This is a genomic window from Streptomyces sp. ICBB 8177 (assembly GCF_003144095.1).
Classification (GTDB): domain Bacteria; phylum Actinomycetota; class Actinomycetes; order Streptomycetales; family Streptomycetaceae; genus Streptantibioticus_D.
This window is the reverse complement of record NZ_NSKH01000018.1, coordinates 1,481,842-1,501,539: the sequence shown is the minus strand read 5'-3', so window position 1 is coordinate 1,501,539 and position 19,698 is coordinate 1,481,842. Positions and strand designations below refer to the sequence as shown.

The 19,698-nt window shown below is 73.6% G+C and carries 16 protein-coding genes; 2 read left to right on the top strand and 14 right to left on the bottom strand.

Going from position 1 to position 19,698, the window contains the following annotated elements:
* Nucleotides 1–119: 119 nt before the first annotated feature.
* The gene (locus CK485_RS15225; protein ID WP_199239357.1) at nucleotides 120–812 is read right to left on the bottom strand and encodes an MBL fold metallo-hydrolase; all 693 of its coding nucleotides are present in this window, start codon (nucleotides 810–812) and stop codon (nucleotides 120–122) included.
* A gap of 162 nt (nucleotides 813–974) precedes the next feature.
* Here CK485_RS15225 and CK485_RS15220 point away from each other — a divergent pair, with 162 nt between their 5' ends.
* Nucleotides 975–1,946: a hypothetical protein gene (locus CK485_RS15220; protein WP_109450819.1), complete on the top strand. Its 972-nt coding sequence runs from the start codon at nucleotides 975–977 to the stop codon at nucleotides 1,944–1,946.
* Between the two features lie 39 nt (nucleotides 1,947–1,985).
* Here CK485_RS15220 and CK485_RS15215 read toward each other — a convergent pair whose 3' ends face one another.
* The 13 genes from CK485_RS15215 to CK485_RS15160 all read right to left on the bottom strand — a co-directional run bounded on the left by CK485_RS15215 (nucleotide 1,986) and on the right by CK485_RS15160 (nucleotide 17,807).
* Nucleotides 1,986–2,948 (bottom strand): alpha/beta hydrolase, encoded by a 963-nt coding sequence (locus CK485_RS15215; protein ID WP_109450817.1) that lies wholly within the window; start codon nucleotides 2,946–2,948, stop codon nucleotides 1,986–1,988.
* 205 nt (nucleotides 2,949–3,153) lie between these two features.
* Nucleotides 3,154–4,614, bottom strand: coding sequence for a glutamate synthase subunit beta (locus tag CK485_RS15210; RefSeq protein WP_109450815.1), 1,461 nt, complete (start codon nucleotides 4,612–4,614; stop codon nucleotides 3,154–3,156).
* On the bottom strand, nucleotides 4,607–9,181 hold the full coding sequence (gene gltB, locus CK485_RS15205; protein ID WP_109450813.1) for a glutamate synthase large subunit: 4,575 nt from the start codon (nucleotides 9,179–9,181) through the stop codon (nucleotides 4,607–4,609). Before gltB ends, CK485_RS15210 begins: the two co-directional genes overlap by 8 nt.
* 306 nt (nucleotides 9,182–9,487) lie before the next feature.
* Entirely contained in the window at nucleotides 9,488–10,222 is a 735-nt protein-coding gene (locus CK485_RS15200; RefSeq protein ID WP_109450811.1) for a VIT1/CCC1 transporter family protein, read from the bottom strand.
* 193 nt (nucleotides 10,223–10,415) lie between these two features.
* Nucleotides 10,416–11,444, bottom strand: a complete 1,029-nt coding sequence (gene lgt / locus CK485_RS15195; RefSeq protein ID WP_109450809.1) for a prolipoprotein diacylglyceryl transferase — start codon at nucleotides 11,442–11,444, stop codon at nucleotides 10,416–10,418.
* A 75-nt stretch (nucleotides 11,445–11,519) separates the two neighbouring features.
* Nucleotides 11,520–12,668 carry a thioredoxin domain-containing protein gene (locus CK485_RS15190; RefSeq protein WP_109450807.1) on the bottom strand — a complete coding sequence of 383 codons (1,149 nt, stop codon included), beginning with the start codon at nucleotides 12,666–12,668 and terminating at the stop codon, nucleotides 11,520–11,522.
* Between the two features lie 88 nt (nucleotides 12,669–12,756).
* The gene (trpA, locus tag CK485_RS15185; RefSeq protein ID WP_109450805.1) at nucleotides 12,757–13,572 is read right to left on the bottom strand and encodes a tryptophan synthase subunit alpha; all 816 of its coding nucleotides are present in this window, start codon (nucleotides 13,570–13,572) and stop codon (nucleotides 12,757–12,759) included.
* The gene (trpB, locus tag CK485_RS15180) at nucleotides 13,569–14,828 is read right to left on the bottom strand and encodes a tryptophan synthase subunit beta (protein ID WP_109450804.1); all 1,260 of its coding nucleotides are present in this window, start codon (nucleotides 14,826–14,828) and stop codon (nucleotides 13,569–13,571) included. Before trpB ends, trpA begins: the two co-directional genes overlap by 4 nt.
* Before the next feature lie 255 nt (nucleotides 14,829–15,083).
* The gene (locus tag CK485_RS29075; RefSeq protein ID WP_199239356.1) at nucleotides 15,084–15,230 is read right to left on the bottom strand and encodes a hypothetical protein; all 147 of its coding nucleotides are present in this window, start codon (nucleotides 15,228–15,230) and stop codon (nucleotides 15,084–15,086) included.
* Between the two features lie 20 nt (nucleotides 15,231–15,250).
* The gene (gene trpC / locus CK485_RS15175) at nucleotides 15,251–16,060 is read right to left on the bottom strand and encodes an indole-3-glycerol phosphate synthase TrpC (RefSeq protein ID WP_109450802.1); all 810 of its coding nucleotides are present in this window, start codon (nucleotides 16,058–16,060) and stop codon (nucleotides 15,251–15,253) included.
* A gap of 166 nt (nucleotides 16,061–16,226) precedes the next feature.
* Nucleotides 16,227–16,613 carry a DUF2752 domain-containing protein gene (locus tag CK485_RS15170; RefSeq protein ID WP_241968463.1) on the bottom strand — a complete coding sequence of 129 codons (387 nt, stop codon included), beginning with the start codon at nucleotides 16,611–16,613 and terminating at the stop codon, nucleotides 16,227–16,229.
* Nucleotides 16,614–16,789: 176 nt separating this feature from the next.
* Complete coding sequence (locus tag CK485_RS15165) at nucleotides 16,790–17,011, bottom strand: HGxxPAAW family protein (protein WP_109450798.1); 222 nt, start codon at nucleotides 17,009–17,011, stop codon at nucleotides 16,790–16,792.
* Nucleotides 17,012–17,189: 178 nt separating this feature from the next.
* Entirely contained in the window at nucleotides 17,190–17,807 is a 618-nt protein-coding gene (locus tag CK485_RS15160; protein ID WP_241968462.1) for a TIGR02234 family membrane protein, read from the bottom strand.
* Nucleotides 17,808–18,401: 594 nt separating this feature from the next.
* Here CK485_RS15160 and CK485_RS15155 point away from each other — a divergent pair.
* Nucleotides 18,402–19,643, top strand: coding sequence for a S53 family peptidase (locus CK485_RS15155; protein ID WP_241968356.1), 1,242 nt, complete (start codon nucleotides 18,402–18,404; stop codon nucleotides 19,641–19,643).
* The last annotated feature ends 55 nt before the right edge of the window (nucleotides 19,644–19,698 follow it).

Below are 19,698 nucleotides of genomic sequence, written 5' to 3'. Positions count from 1 at the left end.
GCTGGGTTCTCCCACCGCGAACACCCCCGCGAAAGCCGTCCGCCGTCCGCTGCCCGGCGCCGGGGTCGGCGTCGGGGTCGAGGTCAGTCCGTCCCCGTCGCCCGGCGCCGACGCCCGCGTCAGCCGTCCCGCGCCGCCCGGCGCAGCGCCTCGGCCGCTCCGGTCAGGGCCGGGTAGCCGTGCCCGAAGCAGGCGGTCTCCACCCCCAGCGCGGCGAGGCGGCGCACCGCGGCGAGGACCCCGGCGCGGTCGGTGTTGAAGACGTTCGGGATGACGCGGCCGCCGTGTTCGGCGACGGTGTCCCCGGTGAACACCGCGCGCGCGTGCGGGAGATGGACGGCGACGCTGCCCGCGGTGTGCCCGGGGACGTGCAGCACGTGCGCCGCGATGCCCCACTCCAGCACGTCGCCGTCGGCCAGTTCGCGGTGGACGGGGGTGGGCGGCGCGGGCGGCACGGTGGGGGCGACCGCCTCGAACAGCGGATGTTCCCGGTCGCGCAGCACGGGCGGCGGCTCGGGCGCCTCGCCGCGGATGACGGGGGCGTCGGCGGCGCCCGCGGCGATGGTGGCCCCGGTGGCGGCGGCGAGGTGGGCTGCGGAGCCGGTGTGGTCGGCGTGGGAGTGGGTGAGGACGATCTCGCGCAGGTCGCCGGGGCGTGCGCCGCAGGCCCGCAGCGCGTCCAGGACGGCGTCGGCGCAACCGGCCGGGCCGCTGTCGACGAGTGCGAAGCCGTCGCCGCCGCGGATCAGGTAGGCCTGTCCGACGGCGAAGCGCAGCATCACGATGTCCGGGGTCAGTCGTAGGGTCTCCACACGCCGACGGTAGGCGGGCGCCGCGGTGCGTGGCCGGGTCGTACGCCTTCGGCGGATCCGCGCCGGGCGAACGGCGCGGCGGGCGGGGCGCGGCGCGTAGGCTCGTCGGGGTCGGCGCGGGTGGCAGGGAAGCCGGGCGCCGGGTACAGCGGGGAGGTGTGCGTGACCCGTCGATCCGAGGATCCGGGGGCGTCGGGGCCGGGTGCCGGGCCGATCGTGCACGGGTTCCCGCACCTGGAGACCGTCCGCTCCAGCCTGACCGCCCTGTACAAGAGGCTGTCGTACGACACGATCAGCGCGTTCCCGGCGAGCGTGCTGCCGGAGCAGGTGTGGGTCGGGCCCGAGGAGGACGTGCACCTCGGGGCGCAGCGGGTGGCGTCGGCGATCGTGGCCCATCTGCGGCTGCCGCGGGCGCGGGTGATCGTGGCGTTCCGCGACATGGTGCACGCGGGCAGCGTGGAGCTGACGGCGGGCCCGGAGTACTTCGTGGAGCTCAACTCCCGCTTCAAGGACGACCGCAGGGACATCGGCGCGTGCCTGGCGCACGAGGTGACGCACGTGTACCTGCACCGCCTGGGGCTGGAGTACCCGGGTGTGCGGGACAACGAGATCCTCACCGACACCGCGAGCGCCTACCTGGGCGCGGGCTGGCTGCTGCTGGACGCGTACCGGGAGGAGAGCAACGTGCGGGGCGACCGGCTGGTGCGGCAGGCGCTGAAGCTGGGCTATCTGACGCCGGAGGAGTTCGGCTACGTGCTGGCGAAGCGGGCGCTGGCGCTGGGCGACGACATCGAGCCGTGGTTCTCCGGCCCGCAGGCCCGCGACGCCTACCGGGCGGGCCTGGCGCGGGCCAGGGACGACCTGCGGCGCCCGCCGCTGCTGGGGGCGGGGTGGGCGAGCCGTCGCCGGTACGCGGCCGACCGGCGCCACGCCGAGCAGGTGCTGCGCGCGCCGGGGATGCGGCTGGCGGAGACCCGGCCGGGCGGCCCGGGTTACGCGTTCGAGCGCACCGGCGGCGTGCTGCGGGTGTCGTTCCCCTGTCCGACCTGCCACCAGCGCATCCGGGTGCCGGTGCGGGGGCGGCTGACGGCGCGGTGCGGGCTGTGCCGTACCGAGCTGGAGTGCGACACCTGAGAGTGCGACACCTGGGCGCGCCGCGGCGCGGGCCGACGCTCAGGCGTGGACGGAGTCGAGGAACTCCAGCAGCAGCGCGTTGACCTCGGCGGGGCGTTCCTGCTGGGTCCAGTGGCCGCAGCCGGGCAGCACGACCGGCTCGCGCAGCCCGGGGTGGAGCGTCGTGAGCCGGGGCAGCAGTTGGTCCATGCCGGGGAAGGAGTACACCAGGTCTCGGTCGCCGGTGACGTAGAGCGCGGGCTGCCGGATGGGGGCGCGGTCCCAGGCGGCGGTCAGCTCCCAGTTGCGGTCGAGGTTGCGGTACCAGTTGAGGCCGCCGGTGAAGCCCGCCCCCTCGTACTCGGCGGTGAAGACGTCGATGTCGTCCTCGCTGATCCACGGCGGCAGCTTCTCGGGCGCCCGTACGCTCAGGAAGCCCTGGCCCGGCGTGACCAGCGGCTGGGCGGGCGGGTCGTTGTGCGGGTTGTCGCCGCAGGCGGCCCACAGCGTGGTGCGGAACGTGGTGCGCGGGTCGCGGCCGAGTTCGGCGTCGGCGACGCCGGGCTCGGCGAAGTAGTTCCAGTAGAACCGGCCGCCGAACCGCTCGTCCATCGCCCGCAGCGGTGGCACCGCGCCGCGCGGGGTGGGCGCGACGCTCAGGCCCGCGACGGCGGTGACCACGTCGGGCCGCAGCTGGGCGCTGGTCCAGGCGACGGGTGCGCCCCAGTCGTGGCCGACGACCACGGCCTGCTCCTCGCCGAGCGCGTGGATCAGGCCGATGACGTCGCCGACCAGGTGCAGCATGGTGTACGAGCCGACGTCGGCGGGGCGGTCGCTGCGGGCGTAGCCGCGCTGGTCGGGGGCGACGACGCGGTAACCGGCGGCGGCCAGCGGGGCGAACTGGTGGCGCCAGGAGTACCAGCACTCGGGGAAACCGTGCAGCAGCAGGACGAGCGGGCCCTCGCCCTCCTCCGCGATGTGCAGCCGGATTCCGCCCACTTCGATGTCGCGGTGCTCGACCACGGCCCCTCCCCGGTGTGTTGTCGTCAGCCTCGCCAGGCTACGGCGTGACGCCGACGCGGCCCGGGCCGGGGGTGCCGAACAGGCCGGGGAACCGGCCCGGTTCGGGACGGCGCCTGCCCAGGTCGGGGAAGGGCAGGCGCCGTATCGGTTCCGTACGTCGTTGTACGGCCGTCTTCGTGACGGGGTGACGGGTGGACCGCTTCGGTCAGACCGTCAGGGCCCGGTCGGTGGGGCGGATCGGGGCGGGCAGGGTGCTGGCCCCGGTGAGGTAGCGGTCGACGGCGCGGGCGGCGGAGCGGCCCTCGGCGATCGCCCAGACGATCAGCGACTGGCCGCGGCCCGCGTCACCGGCGGTGAAGACGCCGTCGAGGTTGGTGGCGAAGTGCTCGTCGCGGGCGATGTTGCCGCGCGCGTCCAGTTCAAGCCCGAGCTGCTCGACCAGGCCGTTCTTGGCGTCGGTGCCGGTGAACCCCATGGCGAGGGTGACCAGTTGCGCGGGGATCCTCCGCTCGCTGCCGGGCTTCGGCTCGAACTTGCCGTCGACGAACTCGACCTCGACGAGGTGCAGCCACTGCACGTTGCCGTCCTCGTCGCCCTCGAACCGCACGGTGTTGACGGCGTACACCCGCTCGCCGCCCTCCTCGTGCGCCGAGGTGACCTTGTACGTCATCGGGAAGGTCGGCCACGGCTGGTGCGCGGGGCGCTCGTCCGACGGGCGGGGCATGATCTCCAGCTGGGTGACGGAGGCCGCGCCCTGCCGGTGGGCGGTGCCCACGCAGTCCGCGCCGGTGTCGCCGCCGCCGATGACCACGACGTGCTTGCCCTCGGCGGAGATCGGGGAGGTGACGTAGTCGCCCTCCTGGACCTTGTTCGACAGCGGCAGGTACTCCATCGCCTGGTGGACCCCGTTCAGTTCACGTCCCGGGACCGGCAGGTCGCGGGCGGTGGTGGCGCCCGCGGCGATCACCACGGCGTCGTACCGCCTGCGCAGCCCGGCGGCGTCGATGTCGCGGCCGATCTCGACGCCGGTGCGGAACTTGGTCCCCTCCGCCCGCATCTGCTCGATGCGGCGGTTGATGTGCCGCTTCTCCATCTTGAACTCGGGGATGCCGTAGCGCAGCAGTCCCCCGATGCGGTCGGCCCGCTCGAAGACGGCCACGGTGTGGCCGGCCCGGGTGAGCTGCTGGGCGGCGGCGAGTCCGGCGGGGCCCGAGCCGATGACGGCGACGGTCTTGCCCGACAGGCGGTCCGGCGGCTGCGGGGTGACGCCGCCGTTCTCCCAGGCCTTGTCGACGATGGTGACCTCGACGTTCTTGATGGTCACCGGCGGCTGGTTGATGCCCAGCACGCAGGCGGCCTCGCACGGCGCGGGGCACAGGCGGCCGGTGAACTCCGGGAAGTTGTTGGTCGCGTGCAGCCGCTCGGACGCGGCCCGCCAGTCGTCGCGGTAGGCGTACTCGTTCCACTCGGGGATGAGGTTCCCCAGCGGGCAGCCGTTGTGGCAGAACGGGATGCCGCAGTCCATGCAGCGGCCGGCCTGCTTCGAGATGATCGGCAGCAGGGAGCCGGGGACGTGGACCTCGTTCCAGTCCTTGACGCGCTCCTCGACCGGGCGGGTGGCGGCGATCTGCCGCTCGGTGGTCAGGAAGCCCTTCGGGTCAGCCATGTGCCGCCTCCATCATCTTGGCCGTCGTCTCGGACTCGTTGAGTCCCGCTTGCTCGGCGGCGACCTTGGCGGCGAGCACTGCCTTGTAGTCCCTCGGCATGACCTTGCCGAAGCGGGTGAGGGTCGTCCCCCAGTCGGCGAGCAGTGTCTCGGCGACGGTGGACCCGGTCTCCTCCTGGTGGCGGCGCACCACGTCGTGCAGCCACTTGATGTCGTCGGCGTCCAGTTCCTCGACGCCGACCAGGCCGGTGTTGACCTTGTCGGGGTCCAGGTCGAGCACGTAGGCGATGCCGCCGGACATGCCGGCCGCGAAGTTGCGCCCCGTCTCGCCCAGCACGACCGCCCGGCCGCCGGTCATGTACTCGCAGCCGTGGTCGCCGACGCCTTCGGAGACCACGGTGGCGCCGGAGTTGCGGACGCAGAAGCGTTCGCCGACCCGGCCGCGCAGGAACAGCTCGCCGCCGGTGGCGCCGTAGGCGAGGGTGTTGCCCGCGATGGTGGAGTACTCGGCGAGGTGGTCGGCGCCGCGGTCGGGGCGGACGATGACGCGCCCGCCCGACAGGCCCTTGCCGACGTAGTCGTTGGCGTCGCCCTCCAGCCGCAGGGTGATGCCCTTGGGCAGGAAGGCGCCGAAGGACTGCCCGGCGGAGCCGGTGAAGGTGATGTCGATGGTGTCGTCGGGCAGGCCCGCGCCGCCGTACCGCCGGGTCACCTCGTGGCCCAGCATGGTGCCGACGGTGCGGTTGATGTTGCGGATGGCGACCTGGGCGCGGACCGGGACGCCGCCTTCGAGGGCGTCGGCGGCGAGCCGGATCAGCTCCTTGTCGAGCGCCTTCTCCAGCCCGTGGTCCTGGACGGCGACCTGGTGGCGGGCGGCGCCCTCGGGCAGGTCGGGCACGTGCAGCAGCGGGGCGAGGTCGAGGCCCTGGGCCTTCCAGTGGTCCACCGCGCGGCCGGTGTCGATCAACTCCGCGTGACCGACGGCCTCCTCGATCGAACGGAAGCCCAGCTCGGCGAGGAGTTCGCGGACCTCCTCGGCGATGAACTCGAAGAAGTTGACGACGAACTCCGGCTTGCCGGTGAACCGTTCGCGCAGCACCGGGTTCTGGGTGGCGATGCCGACCGGGCAGGTGTCCAGGTGGCACACCCTCATCATCACGCAGCCGGACACCACCAGCGGCGCGGTCGCGAAGCCGAACTCCTCGGCGCCCAGCAGCGCGGCGACGACCACGTCGCGGCCGGTCTTGAGCTGGCCGTCGGTCTGCACCACGATGCGGTCGCGCAGCCCGTTGAGCAGCAGGGTCTGCTGGGTCTCGGCCAGGCCCAGCTCCCAGGGGCCGCCGGCGTGCTTGAGGCTGGTCAGCGGGGAGGCGCCGGTGCCGCCGTCGTGGCCGGAGATCAGCACCACGTCCGCGTGCGCCTTGGACACGCCCGCCGCGACCGTGCCGACGCCGACCTCGGAGACCAGCTTCACGTGGATGCGGGCGGCCGGGTTGGCGTTCTTCAGGTCGTGGATGAGCTGGGCGAGGTCCTCGATCGAGTAGATGTCGTGGTGCGGCGGCGGCGAGATCAGGCCGACGCCCGGCGTGGAGTGGCGGGTCCTGGCGACCCACGGGTAGACCTTGTGGCCGGGCAGCTGGCCGCCCTCGCCGGGCTTGGCGCCCTGGGCCATCTTGATCTGGATGTCGTCGGCGTTGACCAGGTACTCGCTGGTCACGCCGAAGCGGCCGGAGGCGACCTGCTTGATGGCGCTGCGCCGCGCCGGGTCGTAGAGGCGCTCGGGGTCCTCGCCGCCCTCCCCGGTGTTGGACTTGCCGCCGAGCTGGTTCATCGCGATGGCCAGCGTCTGGTGCGCCTCCAGCGAGATGGAGCCGTACGACATCGCGCCGGTGGAGAAGCGCTTGACGATCTCCGAGACCGGCTCGACCTCCTCGATCGGCACCGGCGGCCGCTCGCCCGCCTTGAGGTGGAACAGGCCGCGCAGCGTCATCAGCCGCGCCGACTGCTCGTTGACCCGCTCGGTGTACTTCTTGAAGATGTCGTAGCGCCGCGAGCGGGTGGCGTGCTGGAGCCGGAAGACGGTCTCGGGGTCGAACAGGTGCGGTTCGCCCTCGCGCCGCCACTGGTACTCGCCGCCGATCTCCAGGCGGCGGTGGGCGGGCGCGATGCCGGAGGCCGGGTAGGCCTTGGCGTGCCGGGCGGCGACCTCCTTGGCGACGACGTCGATGTCCGCGCCGCCGATCTTGGTGGCGGTGCCGTGGAAGTAGGTGTCGACGAACGCCTCGTCCAGGCCGACGGCTTCGAAGACCTGGGCGCCGCGGTAGGAGGCGACGGTGGAGATGCCCATCTTGGACATCACCTTCAGCACGCCCTTGCCCAGTGCCTTGATGAGGTTGCGGATGGCCGCCTCGGGCTCGGTCCCGCCCAGGAAGGTCCCGGCGCGCACCAGGTCCTCGACCGACTCCATGGCCAGGTACGGGTTCACCGCGGCGGCGCCGTAGCCGACGAGCAGCGCGACGTGGTGCACCTCGCGCACGTCACCGGCCTCGACGAGCAGGCCGACGTGGGTGCGCTTCTTGGTGCGGATCAGGTGGTGGTGGACGGCCGAGGTCAGCAGCAGCGACGGGATCGGCGCGTGCTCGGCGTCGGAGTGCCGGTCGGACAGCACGATCAGCCGGGCGCCGTCCTCTATCGCGGCGTCCGCCTCGGCGCAGATCTCGGCGAGCCGGGCGGCCAGCGCCTCGCCGCCGCCCGCGACCCGGTACAGGCCGGAGAGGGTGGCGGCGCCGAGCCCCGGCAGGTCGCCGTCGGCGTTGATGTGGATGAGCTTGGCCAGCTCGTCGTTGTCGATCACCGGGAACGGCAGGGTGACGTTGCGGCAGGCCGCCGGGGTGGGCTCCAGCAGGTTGCCCTGCGGGCCGACCGCGGAGATCAGCGAGGTGACCAGCTCCTCGCGGATGGCGTCCAGCGGCGGGTTGGTGACCTGCGCGAACAGCTGGGTGAAGTAGTCGAACAGCAGCCGGGGGCGGGAGGAGAGGGCGGCGATCGGCGAGTCGGTGCCCATCGAGCCGATCGGCTCGGCGCCGGTCCTGGCCATCGGCGCCAGGATGACCCGCAGCTCCTCCTCGGTGTAGCCGAAGGTCTGCTGGCGGCGGGTGACGGAGGCGTGGGTGTGCACGATGTGCTCGCGCTCCGGCAGCTCCGTCAGGTGGATCAGCCCGGCTTCCAGCCACTCGGCGTACGGCTTCTCGGCGGCCAGGGACGCCTTGATCTCGTCGTCCTCGATGATCCGGTGCTCGCGGGTGTCGACCAGGAACATCCGGCCCGGCTGGAGGCGGCCCTTGCGCACGACCTTCTCGGGGGCGATGTCCAGGACGCCGACCTCGGAGGAGAGCACGACCAGGCCGTCGTCGGTGACCCAGTAGCGGCCGGGGCGCAGTCCGTTGCGGTCGAGCACGGCGCCGACCAGGGTGCCGTCGGTGAAGGTGACGCAGGCGGGGCCGTCCCAGGGCTCCATCATCGTGGAGTGGTACTGGTAGAAGGCGCGGCGGGCCGGGTCCATCGAGCCGTGGTTCTCCCACGCCTCGGGGATCATCATCAGCACGCTGTGCGGCAGCGACCGGCCGCCGAGGTGCAGCAGTTCCAGCACCTCGTCGAAGGAGGCCGAGTCGGAGGCGCCGGGGGTGCAGACCGGGAAGAGCCGCTCCAGGTCGCCCTTGATCAGTTCGGAGGCGAGCTGCGACTCGCGGGCCCGCATCCAGTTGCGGTTGCCCTGCACCGTGTTGATCTCGCCGTTGTGCGCGACGAAGCGGTACGGGTGGGCCAGCGGCCAGCTCGGGAAGGTGTTGGTGGAGAACCGCGAGTGGACCAGCGCGATGGCGGTGGCGAAGCGGCGGTCGGACAGGTCGGGGAAGAACGGCTCCAGCTGCCCGGTGGTCAGCATGCCCTTGTAGACGATCGTGCGCGCGGACAGCGAGGGGAAGTAGACGTCCGCCTCGCGCTCGGCGCGCTTGCGCAGCGCGAACGCGAGCCGGTCCAGTTCCAGGCCGGTGCGGCCGCCGGTGGCGTCGGCGACGAAGAGCTGGGAGAAGTACGGCATGGTGGAGCGGGCCGTCGCGCCCAGCAGTTCGGGAGCGACCGGGACCTCGCGCCAGCCCAGGACCTCCAGGCCCTCCTCGGCGGCGATCCGGGCGATGGAGTCCACGGCCTTGGCCCGCGCCTGGTCGTCCACCGGGAGGAACCCGATGCCGGCCGCGTAGCCGCCGGGGGCCGGCAGGGCGAACTCCACCGTCTCGCGCAGGAAGGTGTCCGGGATCTGGACGAGGATTCCGGCGCCGTCGCCCGAGTCGGGCTCAGAACCGGTCGCTCCGCGGTGCTCCAGGTTACGCAGGACGGTCAGGGCCTGCTCGACCAGCGCGTGGTCCGCCTCGCCGGTGAGGGTGGCCACGAAGCCGACGCCGCACGCGTCGTGCTCGTTGCGGGGGTCGTACATCCCCTGCGGGGCGGGACGCCCGTCCATGAAGGACCGGCTGGTGCCGGGCCCGGAGTGCGTGGACGCGGAACGCATCGGCTCTCCCGTCGTCGTGGCATGTAGTGCCGCCGGATATGTCACGGCGCAACAGGGACGACGCTGGCCCTCTGCGAGTTCGTGCAGGTTACATGATGGCCGGGATCTCGAAAAGCGGATACCGACTTCCACCATGTGGACAAGGAAGGGTTTCGGGCGGGGTTCCGGGCTCGATGGCTCCGGGGGTGCGAAGAGGGCGGCATTGCCCCAGCGCTTGTGTCTGATGCCCCGCCGCAAGCCTGCCGAAACGAGCGGGTAACAACAAGAACCCTGTGGTCCCGCCCACACCCCGCCGCGGGGCCCGGCTCAGCCGACCGCGGTGCCGAAGAGGGTGCCCAGCAGGAACGTGATGCCCGCGGCGGCCCCGCCCAGCACCAGCTGCCGCAGACCGCTGAACCACCAGGAGCGAGCGGTCACCCGGGCCACCACCGCGCCGCAGGCGAACAGCCCCAGCAGCGCCAGCACCAGCGCGGGCCACAGCCTGGTGGCCCCCAGCAGGTACGGCAGTACCGGCAGCAGCGCGCCCAACGCGAAGGAGCCGAACGAGGAGACCGCCGCGACCAGCGGCGACGGCAGGTCGGTGGGGTCGATGCCCAGTTCCTCGCGGGCGTGTATCTCCAGCGCCTGCTCAGGGTCGGCGGACAGCTGGCGGGCCACCTCGGCGGCGAGCTGCGGCTCGACGCCACGGGACTCGTAGAGCTTGGCCAGCTCCCGCAGCTCGTCGTGCGGGTTGCGGCGCAGCTCGCGGCGCTCGATGTCCAGCTCGGCCTGGACCAGGTCGCGCTGCGAGGCGACCGAGGTGTACTCCCCCGCCGCCATGGAGAAGGCGCCCGCGGCGAGACCCGCGAGTCCCGTGATGATGATCGTCTTGGTGGCGACGTCACCGCCCGCCACGCCCGTCATCAGCGCGAAGTTGGAGACCAGGCCGTCCATCGCGCCGAAGACGGCCGGTCGCAGCCAGCCGCCGTTGACGTCGCGGTGGGTGTGGTGCGAGACGTGGTAGCCGGCGCTCCCGGTCTCGTTCTCGACGGTCGTGGTCATGCTCCCGCGTTCTCCTTCCGGCCGGGGCGGTGCCCGCGCGGCCCCCTCCCCGACCTTGAAGATACGCATGTCAAGGGTCCGCTGCCAGCAAGGAAAGGCTGCCCAAAGGGCCTGCTCACGCGGGTCGTGACCGACGACGAGGCCGCCGCGACGGGTGGTCGCGGCGGCCTCGGGCGCGTGGGTGCGGCAGCGCTCAGGTGCGCTTGGACGCGCCGGCGTCGGCGTCCGCCACGGAGTGCGCGGTGCCCTCGTGCGGCTCACCGTCGTCCCGTACGGGTGCGGGGCCCTGGTCCTGGCCCCGGTCCCGGGACGCGCCCTCGTCGCCGGTGGCCTCGTCGGTCGCGGCGGCGGCCTCGCCGTCCGTCCCGGCCTCGCCCTCGCTCCGCTCGGCCTGCGCCGCGGGTTCCACGACCGCCTCGCGGCCCGGGTGGCGGCGGGCCGAGACCACCATGTAGGTGACGGCGAGCAGGAAGACGATGATCGCGGTCCAGTCGTTGAGCCGCAGGCCCAGGATGTGGTGGGCGTAGTCGACCCGCATGTGCTCGATCCAGCCGCGGCCCACGCAGTACAGCGCGACGTACAGCGCGAAGGCGCGGCCGTGGCCGAGCTTGAAGCGCTTGTCGGCCCAGATCACCAGGGTCGCGACGATGAGGATGTCCCACAGCGACTCGTACAGGAACGTCGGGTGGTACAGCCCGATGTCGGGGGTGGCGGGCGGCCGGTGCGCCGGGTCGATCTTCAGCGCCCACGGCAGCTTGGTCGGGCCTCCGTACAGCTCCTGGTTGAACCAGTTGCCCCAGCGCCCGATGCCCTGCGCGATGGCGATCCCGGGGGCCACCGCGTCGGCGTAGGCGGGCAGCGGAATGCCGCGGCGGCGGCAGCCGATCCAGGCGCCGACCGCGCCCAGCGCGACCGCACCCCAGATGCCGAGACCGCCGTCCCAGACCTTGAACGCGCCGACCCAGTCCTTGCCCTTGCCGAAGTACAGCTCGTAGTCGGTGATGACGTGGTAGAGGCGACCGCCGAGCAGGCCGAAGGGCACCGCCCAGACAGCGATGTCGGCGACGGTGGTCTTGACCCCGCCGCGCGCCACCCAGCGGCGTCCGCCCAGCCAGACGGCGACGAAGACGCCGATGATGATGCAGAAGGCGTACCCGCGCAGCGGGATCGGGCCGAGGTAGATGACGCCCCGGGAGGGGCTGGGAATGTATGCGAGGTCCATGGCGACTTAGACGCTACCGTGCCGGGCGGGCGCGGGGGCAGCCCACCCGGCTACGGCTGCGTAACACGTACGGGATCAGCCGGTGCCCGCGCCGCTCGGCGGCACCGCGGCGCCGCCCGCGCCGGTGCCCTCCCGGGCTGCTCCGCCCGCGGCGCGCGCGGGTCCGGCGGTCCCGGCTCCCCCGGCGTCCGGGCCGGTCCCGGGCCCGCCCCCGGCTCCGTCCGCCGCGCCGGTCCCGGGCCCTGCCCCGGTCCCGGGCCGCTCGCCTGCCCCGGGCCGCTCGCCCGTCCCGGTGCCGGGTCCGGCCCCCGTGACGGCTCCGCTCCGGGTACCGGCCGTGCCCGCTCCGGTGGTCGCGCCGGTGCTCCGGGAGACGGCGCCCGTGCGGGTGGGTGAGGCGGCGCCGGGCTGCGGGGCGGAGGCGGGCGACGGGCTGACCGAGCCCAGCGGCTTGCCCTTGTCCGCGGCGGCCACCATCGCCTTCAGCTTGTCCGGGGTGAGCGGGTTGCTCTGGTTGTTGTAGATGTTCTTGCCGTTGAGCAGGATGGTCGGCGTCGAGCCGTAGCCCGCGCTGTTGAAGTCGGCGTTGGACCTGTTGACCCAGGCGTTGTACGTGCCCTTGTCGACGCAGGAGGTGAAGGCCGGGGTCTTCAGCCCGGGGACCTTGCCGGCGAGCTGGATCAGGTAGCTCTTGTCGGCGAACTTGTCGTCCTCCTCGTTCGGCTGGTTGTCGTACAGCACGTCGTGGTACGCGCGGAACCTGCCCTCCGCCTGCGCGCAGGCCGCCGCGTTGCCCGCGTTGAGGGAACCGGTGCCGCCGAGGTTGCCGTCGATGAGGCGGACGAGGTGGTACTCGCCGCGCAGCCGGCCGCTGTCCATCAGCTGGTGCACGGTGGTGCGGTAGGTCTTCTCGAAGGCGTCGCAGGCCGGGCAGCGGAAGTCCTCGTACACCGTGAGGGTGGAGGGCGCGTTGGCGGCTCCGACGGGGATCGCCAGGTCGTTCTTGCCGGTGGCGCCGGGCGGGGCGGCGACCGGACCGCCGCTGGAGCCCGACTTGCTGTTCGCCACGACGACGCCGATCACGGCGGCGACCACCAGCACGGCGACGATCGACCCGCCGACCAGCGCGGCGCGTTTGCGCTTGGCCCGGGCCCTCTCCCGCTCGCGCTCCTGCTGCATCCGCTCGCGGGCGCTGCGCTTTCCGTCACGGTTGTTCTCAGTCACACCCGTGCACAACGCGCCGGGGACGCGCGATCGCGCGTCCCCGGCACTCAATTCGCCCGAACGAGGGATGGCTCCCGTGCGGGAGGCGTCAGCCGCGCTTGCGCACCCCGGCGGCCAGCTCTCCGGCGAGGTGGCGGGCCGCCTCGATACCGGAGGCGGTGTCCGGCGCGTCCAGCAGCCGCTTGACGAAGGCGGAGCCGACGATGACGCCGTCCGCGAAGGCTGCGACCTCGGCGGCCTGGGTGGCGTTGGAGACCCCGAGGCCCACGCAGACCGGCAGGTCCGTGGTGGCCCGGGTGCGCCGCACCAGGTCCTCGGCCGACGCGCCGACCGACTCGCGGGTGCCGGTGACGCCCATCAGCGAGGCCGCGTAGACGAAGCCGGAGCCCGCCGCGGTGATGGTCGCCAGCCGCTCGTCCCGGCTGCTGGGCGCGACCACGAAGACCGTGGCGAGCCCGTGCCGTTCGGCGGCCGCCCGCCACACGGCGGACTCCTCGACCGGCAGGTCGGGCAGGATGCACCCGGCGCCGCCCGCCTCGGCGAGGTCGGCGGCGAAACGCTCGGCGCCGTAGCGGTCGACCGGGTTCCAGTACGTCATGCACAGCACCGGCGCGCCGGTGGCGGCGTGCACCTCGCCGACCGTGCGCAGCACGTCCACGATCCTCACGCCGCCGCGCAGCGCGATGTCGTCCGCGGTCTGGATGACCGGGCCGTCCAGCACCGGGTCGGAGTGCGGCAGCCCGATCTCCACGATGTCGCAGCCGCCCTCGATCATCGCGACGGCGGCCGCGACACCGTCGGCGACGGTCGGGAAGCCGGCCGGCAGGTAGCCGACGAGGGCGGCGCGGTCCTCGGCGCGGGCGGCGGCCAGCGTACGGTTCAACAGCTCGACGGTGCCGCTCACTTGGCGTCCTCCTCGACCACGGCGTTGGGCTCGTACAGCCCGAAGTAGCGGGCGGCGGTGTCCATGTCCTTGTCACCGCGACCGGAGAGGTTGATCAGGATCAGGCCCTCGGGACCCAGCTCCTCGCCCAGCTGGAGCGCCCCGGCGAGCGCGTGGGCGCTCTCGATGGCCGGGATGATGCCCTCGGTGCGCGACAGCAGCCGCAGCGCCTGCATCGCCTCGTCGTCGGTGACCGGCCGGTACTCGGCGCGGCCGGCGTCCTTGAGGTAGGAGTGCTCCGGGCCGATGCCCGGGTAGTCCAGGCCCGCCGAGATGGAGTAGGGCTCGGTGATCTGGCCGTCCTCGTCCTGCAGGACGTAGGAGCGGGAGCCGTGCAGGATGCCCGGGTCGCCCGCGGTCAGGGTCGCCGCGTGCTCGCCGGAGGCCACGCCGTGCCCGGCCGCCTCGAGGCCGACCAGCCGCACCCCCTCGTCGGGCAGGAACGCGTGGAAGATGCCGATGGCGTTGGAGCCGCCGCCGACGCAGGCGCCGACCGCGTCCGGCAGGCGACCGGCGCGCTCCAGCAGCTGGCGGCGGGCCTCCACGCCGATGACCCGGTGGAAGTCGCGGACCAGCGCCGGGAAGGGGTGCGGTCCGGCGACGGTGCCGAACAGGTAGTGGGTGGTCTCGACATTGGCGACCCAGTCGCGGAACGCCTCGTTGATGGCGTCCTTGAGGGTGCGGCTGCCGGACTTCACGGCGACGACCTCGGCGCCGAGCATCCGCATGCGGGCGACGTTGAGCGCCTGGCGCTCGGTGTCGATCTCGCCCATGTAGACGGTGCACTCCAGGCCGAACAGGGCGCAGGCGGTGGCGGTGGCCACGCCGTGCTGGCCGGCGCCGGTCTCGGCGATCACCCGGGTCTTGCCCATGCGGCGGGTGAGCAGCGCCTGGCCCAGCACATTGTTGATCTTGTGCGAGCCGGTGTGGTTCAGGTCCTCGCGCTTGAGGAAGATCCGGGCGCCGCCCGCGTGTTCGGCGAAGCGCGGGACCTCGGTCAGCGCGCTGGGCCGACCGGTGTAGTTGACCAGCAGGTCGGTGAGTTCCGCGGCGAACGCCGGGTCGGCCTTGGCCTTCTCGTACTCGGCGGCGACCTCGTCCACGGCGGCGACCAGCGCCTCGGGGATGAACTTGCCGCCGTACGCGCCGAAGTAACCGGCGGGGCTTGGGATCAGACCCTCCGGGTCTGGGATGAAGAAGTCGTTCTCGGTGGACATGCGAATACCTCGCGGTGCGTGTCGGAAGGAAGACCGGGCGCCGTGGGGCTCGGGGTCGTCGCGCGGCCGCGACTGCGTTGTAGCTGGTCGCGCAAGTTCCCCACGCCCCTTTCGGGGCGGGCGGGCCCCGTCAGGGGCGCGAGGAACTGCGCGCTCGGCCACTGACCGGCCGGTGGGTCCAAAAGCGACCGTGAGCCTCTCGGACAGTGGCATCCTGCCGGGTCCTTCGCGGCCCGCCGCGCACAACTCGCGCCCCTATCGGGCGCGTCGCCATCGCATGCCGTTGACCTGGCCCGGTTCGCCGCCGATCACGTAGCGCACGCGCCGGCCGAGCACCCGGCGGGCGGGCGCGCGGCAGCCACGGGGCTTGCACCCCTTGGCCAGTCGGGCGGCGATACGCATGTCCGGTTCCCTCTCCCCGCTCAGTCCCTGCCGTGCCGCAGCGCGGGGTGGGCGCCGGCGGCGACCAGGTCGGCGACGGCCGCCTTGGGGGCGCGGCCGGTGACCAGGGACTCGCCGACGAGCACCGCGTCGGCGCCGTCGTTGGCGTAGGCGATCAGGTCGTGCGGCCCGCGCACGCCGGACTCGGCGACCTTGACGACGTGGTCGGGGATCTCCGGCGCGAGGCGGGCGAAGGTGCCCCGGTCGACCTGGAGGGTCTTGAGGTCGCGGGCGTTGACGCCGATGACCCGGGCGCCGGCGTCCAGCGCGCGGTCGACCTCGTCCTCGTCGTGCACCTCGACCAGCGGGGTCAGCCCGATGGACTCGGCGCGCTCGATCAGGGAGACCAGCGCGGGCTGGTCCAGCGCGGCGACGATCAGCAGGGCGAGGTCGGCGCCGTACGCGCGGGCCTCCCACAGCTGGTACGAGGTGACGATGAAGTCCTTGCGCAGCACGGGGATGTCGACCTTGGCGCGGACCGCCTCCAGGTCGGCGAGCGAACCGCCGAACCGGCGCTGCTCGGTGAGGACGCTGATGACGGCGGCGCCGCCGGCCTCGTAGTCGGCGGCGAGTCCAGCGGGGTCGGCGATCGCGGCGAGCGCGCCCTTGCTGGGGCTGGACCGCTTGACCTCGCAGATCACCGTGACGCCCTCGCCGCGCAGCGCGGTGACGCCGTCCTTGGCCGCGCGCGCCCTGGCGGCCCGCTCCTTGAGCTCGTCGAGGGAAACGCGGGCCTGCCGCTCGGCGAGGTCGGCGCGGACCCCCTCGATGATCTCGTCGAGCACACTCACGCGAGCGGCCCCCTTCCGGTGGCGTTACGGTTCACCAGCGCGATCGTGCGCGGGTAATGCGATGGTAACCGCCAGACGGCGGCAGTCCGTCATCCGGTGACCACGGGTCTCGCTCCGTGGACCGGGCGAACGGCGCGGGGCGGGCCGCCCGACGGCGCGGGTCCGCTCAGGGCGCGAGGGCGTGGCCGAACGGCAGGTTGCGCACGACGGTGAAGGCCAGCACCACGGCGCCCAGCGCCCACCACCCGGCGCGCGGCATCCGCAGCCGCCCGGGCGCGCTCCGTCCGAGTGCCTCGCGACGCAGCCACAGCACCCACAGCACCGCGCACACCCCGAAGCCGACGACGGCCAGCGCGTTGTCGCGCAGTGCGGTGCCGAGGTCGCCGTGGACCAGGGCCCACGCGCAGCGCGTTCCGCCGCACGCCGGGCAGTACAGCCCGGTGACGGCGAGGAAGGGGCACCCGGGGTAGTGGCCGGGCTGGTTGGGGTTGACCGCGCCCACGTACGCGAAAGCCGCCCCGGCGCCCGCGAGCGTGGCCAGCGGGACGGCCACCCGGCGGGCGGTCGTGGGGGCGGCGGCGCGCGGGGCGGGGACCGGCGTGGTCCCCGCCCGCGCGAGCGGCGGACGCTGCTTCTCGGTCGACGGCACGGGGCCGATTCTCCCCCGCGCCGGGCCGGACGGCACGGGGAGGGCGGCGACCGCGCGGGAAGCGGCGTCGGCCGGAAGGGTCAGTGCCCGGCCTTCTGCGCCTTCGGAGTGGCGCCCAGGCCCATGCCGCGCATGATCAGGCCGACGACGCCGCCGAGGACGACGACGACGAGACCCGCCCAGAAACCGACCGGCTTGGCGGCGACCGTGAAGACGGCCGAGACGCAGAAACCGATGAAGGCGATGGTCACGCCGGTCCAAGCGGCCAGGGTGTGTCCGTGATCGTGGCTGTTGCCCGCCATCAATGCTCCTCGATGTGTGCTCCGGCGCCGTGCTCCGCGCGCTCGCCCCCATTGTCCCCTGCGGGTGGGCTCCGCCGTGCGCGGGGGTGGCACCGCGCGGGCGGGTGTCGCGCCGGACTCCCGTGCCGGTACGCGGCGGGCCGCCGCCGGGCCCGGGTCGGCTCTCGGCCGGTCCGCGTCAGTCCGCGGTCGGGTCCTCGCCGCGGTCCAGCGCCTTCCAGATCTCGCCGGGGTTCTCCGGGTCGGGCGCGGCGCGTCCCGGGCGACCGGTACGCGGGCCTCCGGCGCGTTCGTATCGGCTCCCCATGGCGGGCCAGGACGCGCCGCGCGCCAGCGCCAGTACCCCGGCGGCCAGCAGCAGCAGTCCGCCCAGGGCCGCGACCCACGGCCAGCCGGTGTGCGCGGCGTTGCGCACGGTGCTGTCGCTCAGGCCGGAGGCCCGGGTGGCCGCGGCGTCGAGCGCGCCGGTGGCCGTCACGCCCGCGGCGCAAGCCGCCACCGCGCCCGCGCCGCAGAGCGTGAGGAGCGCGGAGACCACGACGCGTCCGGCGCCGCGGACCGCGAAGACCGCGACCAGCGCGGCGAGGGCCACCAGCGCGAGGGCGTCCGGCAGGCCGGTGACGTCCTTGCCCGAGGCGTGGATGGCGATCCGGCTCCCGGCGGCCAGGGTCGACCCGGTGGCCCACGTCTTGCCCACCGCGATCAGGACGACCGAGGCCCCGGCGGCGCCGCAGAGCAGCGCGACGGCGAGGCTGCGGCGTCCGGGGACGCGGCGAGGCGGCGCGGCGTCGGACACGGAGCCGGTCCCGGCGGGCGCGCCGCCCGGGGACGGCTTGGCGGTCTCGGCGGGCGCGCCGCCCGCGGACGGCTGCGCGACGGCGGACGGGCGGGGCGGGGGTACGGCGGCGGGACTCACGCCTTCCACTATCGCCCCTGCCCGCGCGGACCCGGCAGCCGGGGGCGGCCGAACCCCAACGGAATGTCATGCACTGGTAAAGCGCGCGCAAGGAATCCCAACGGCGCCTTGTTGACGTGTGCTCGTCATAATACGTTCTCCGGCGATCCACTTCCGCATATCGGACCCGGCCCCGGGCCTGCCCGGACCCGCACCGGCCCCGCGGAGGCGGACCCGCACAGCGCCACGCACGGCTGGACACGCACCGCGAAAGCGCACCGCTGGACACGCACCGCGAGACACGCACGGCGACACCACGTCGCTTCACACGCACCGCGACCGCACAGCGCCATCCGCCCGTCCGCACTCTGCACCTCCGCACGTCCGCACCACAGCGCACAGCGGCCCCGGGCCACCCCTGACCCGGCCTTGGGCCGTCAACCCCATGTACTCCCGGTCTGATCAGCCACAGGAGGAAGTACGTTGCGCAGTTCCGTGCCCAAGACGCTCCGTCGCTCCACGCTCTCCCTGACCGCCGTGGCGGGCCTCGCGCTCGCCGGCCTCGCCGCCGCTCCGCAGGCCGGCGCCCAGCCCGCCAACGCCGCCAGAACCACGCACGGCGTGTCCACCGTCCGCTCCTGTGCCGTGCCGCGTCAGGCCGGCTGGGCGGCGTGCGACGCGCTGAAGGTGACCGGCGGCGCGGTGGCCGCCCACGCCTCCGGCGTCTCCCCGTTCGCCTCCGCGCCCTCCGGCTACGGCCCCTCCGACCTGCGCAGCGCCTACAACCTCCCGTCGAACGGCGGCTCCGGCCAGACCGTCGCCATCGTCGACGCGTACGACAACCCCAACGCCGAGAAGGACATGGCGGCCTACCGCTCGCAGTTCGGGCTGCCCGCCTGCACCAGCGCCAGCGGCTGCTTCAAGAAGGTGGGCCAGACCGGCGGTTCGGTGCCGAGCGCGGACGCGGGCTGGGCGGAGGAGGAGTCGCTCGACGTCGACATGGTCTCCGCGGTCGCGCCGAACGCCCACATCATCCTCGTCGAGGCGAAGTCGGCGTCGATGGCCAACCTCGGCGCGGCGGTGAACGAGGCCGTCAAGCTGGGCGCGAAGTACGTCTCCAACTCCTACGGCGGCGGCGAGTCGTCCTCCGACACCTCCTACGACAGCAGCTACTTCGACCACCCGGGCGTCGCGGTCACCGCGAGCGCGGGCGACGGCGGCTACGGCGCGGAGTACCCGGCCGCGTCCCGCTACGTCACCTCGGTCGGCGGCACGGCGCTGAGCAAGGCGTCCAACACCCGCGGCTGGAGCGAGTCGGTGTGGAACACCTCCCCCGGCGAGGGCACCGGCTCCGGCTGCTCGGCGTACGACGCCAAGCCGTCCTGGCAGAAGGACACCGGCTGCTCCAAGCGGACCATCGCGGACGTCTCCGCGGTCGCCGACCCGGCGACCGGTGTCGCGGTGTACGACACCTACGGCGGCGACCCGGGCTGGGAGGTCTTCGGCGGCACCAGCGCCTCCTCGCCGATCATCGCCTCGGTCTACGCGGACGCGGGCACCCCGTCCTCCGGCTCGACCCCGGCGTCGTTCCCGTACAGCCACACCTCGTCGCTCAACGACGTGACCTCCGGCTCCAACGGTTCGTGCGGCGGCAGCTATCTGTGCACCGCCAAGACCGGCTACGACGGCCCGACCGGCCTGGGCACCCCCAACGGCCTGACCGCCTTCAAGGGCTGACCGAAGGTCCAGGGCCCGCCCGGGCCCGGGCGCCGCGCCGTGCCGCTCCCGACCC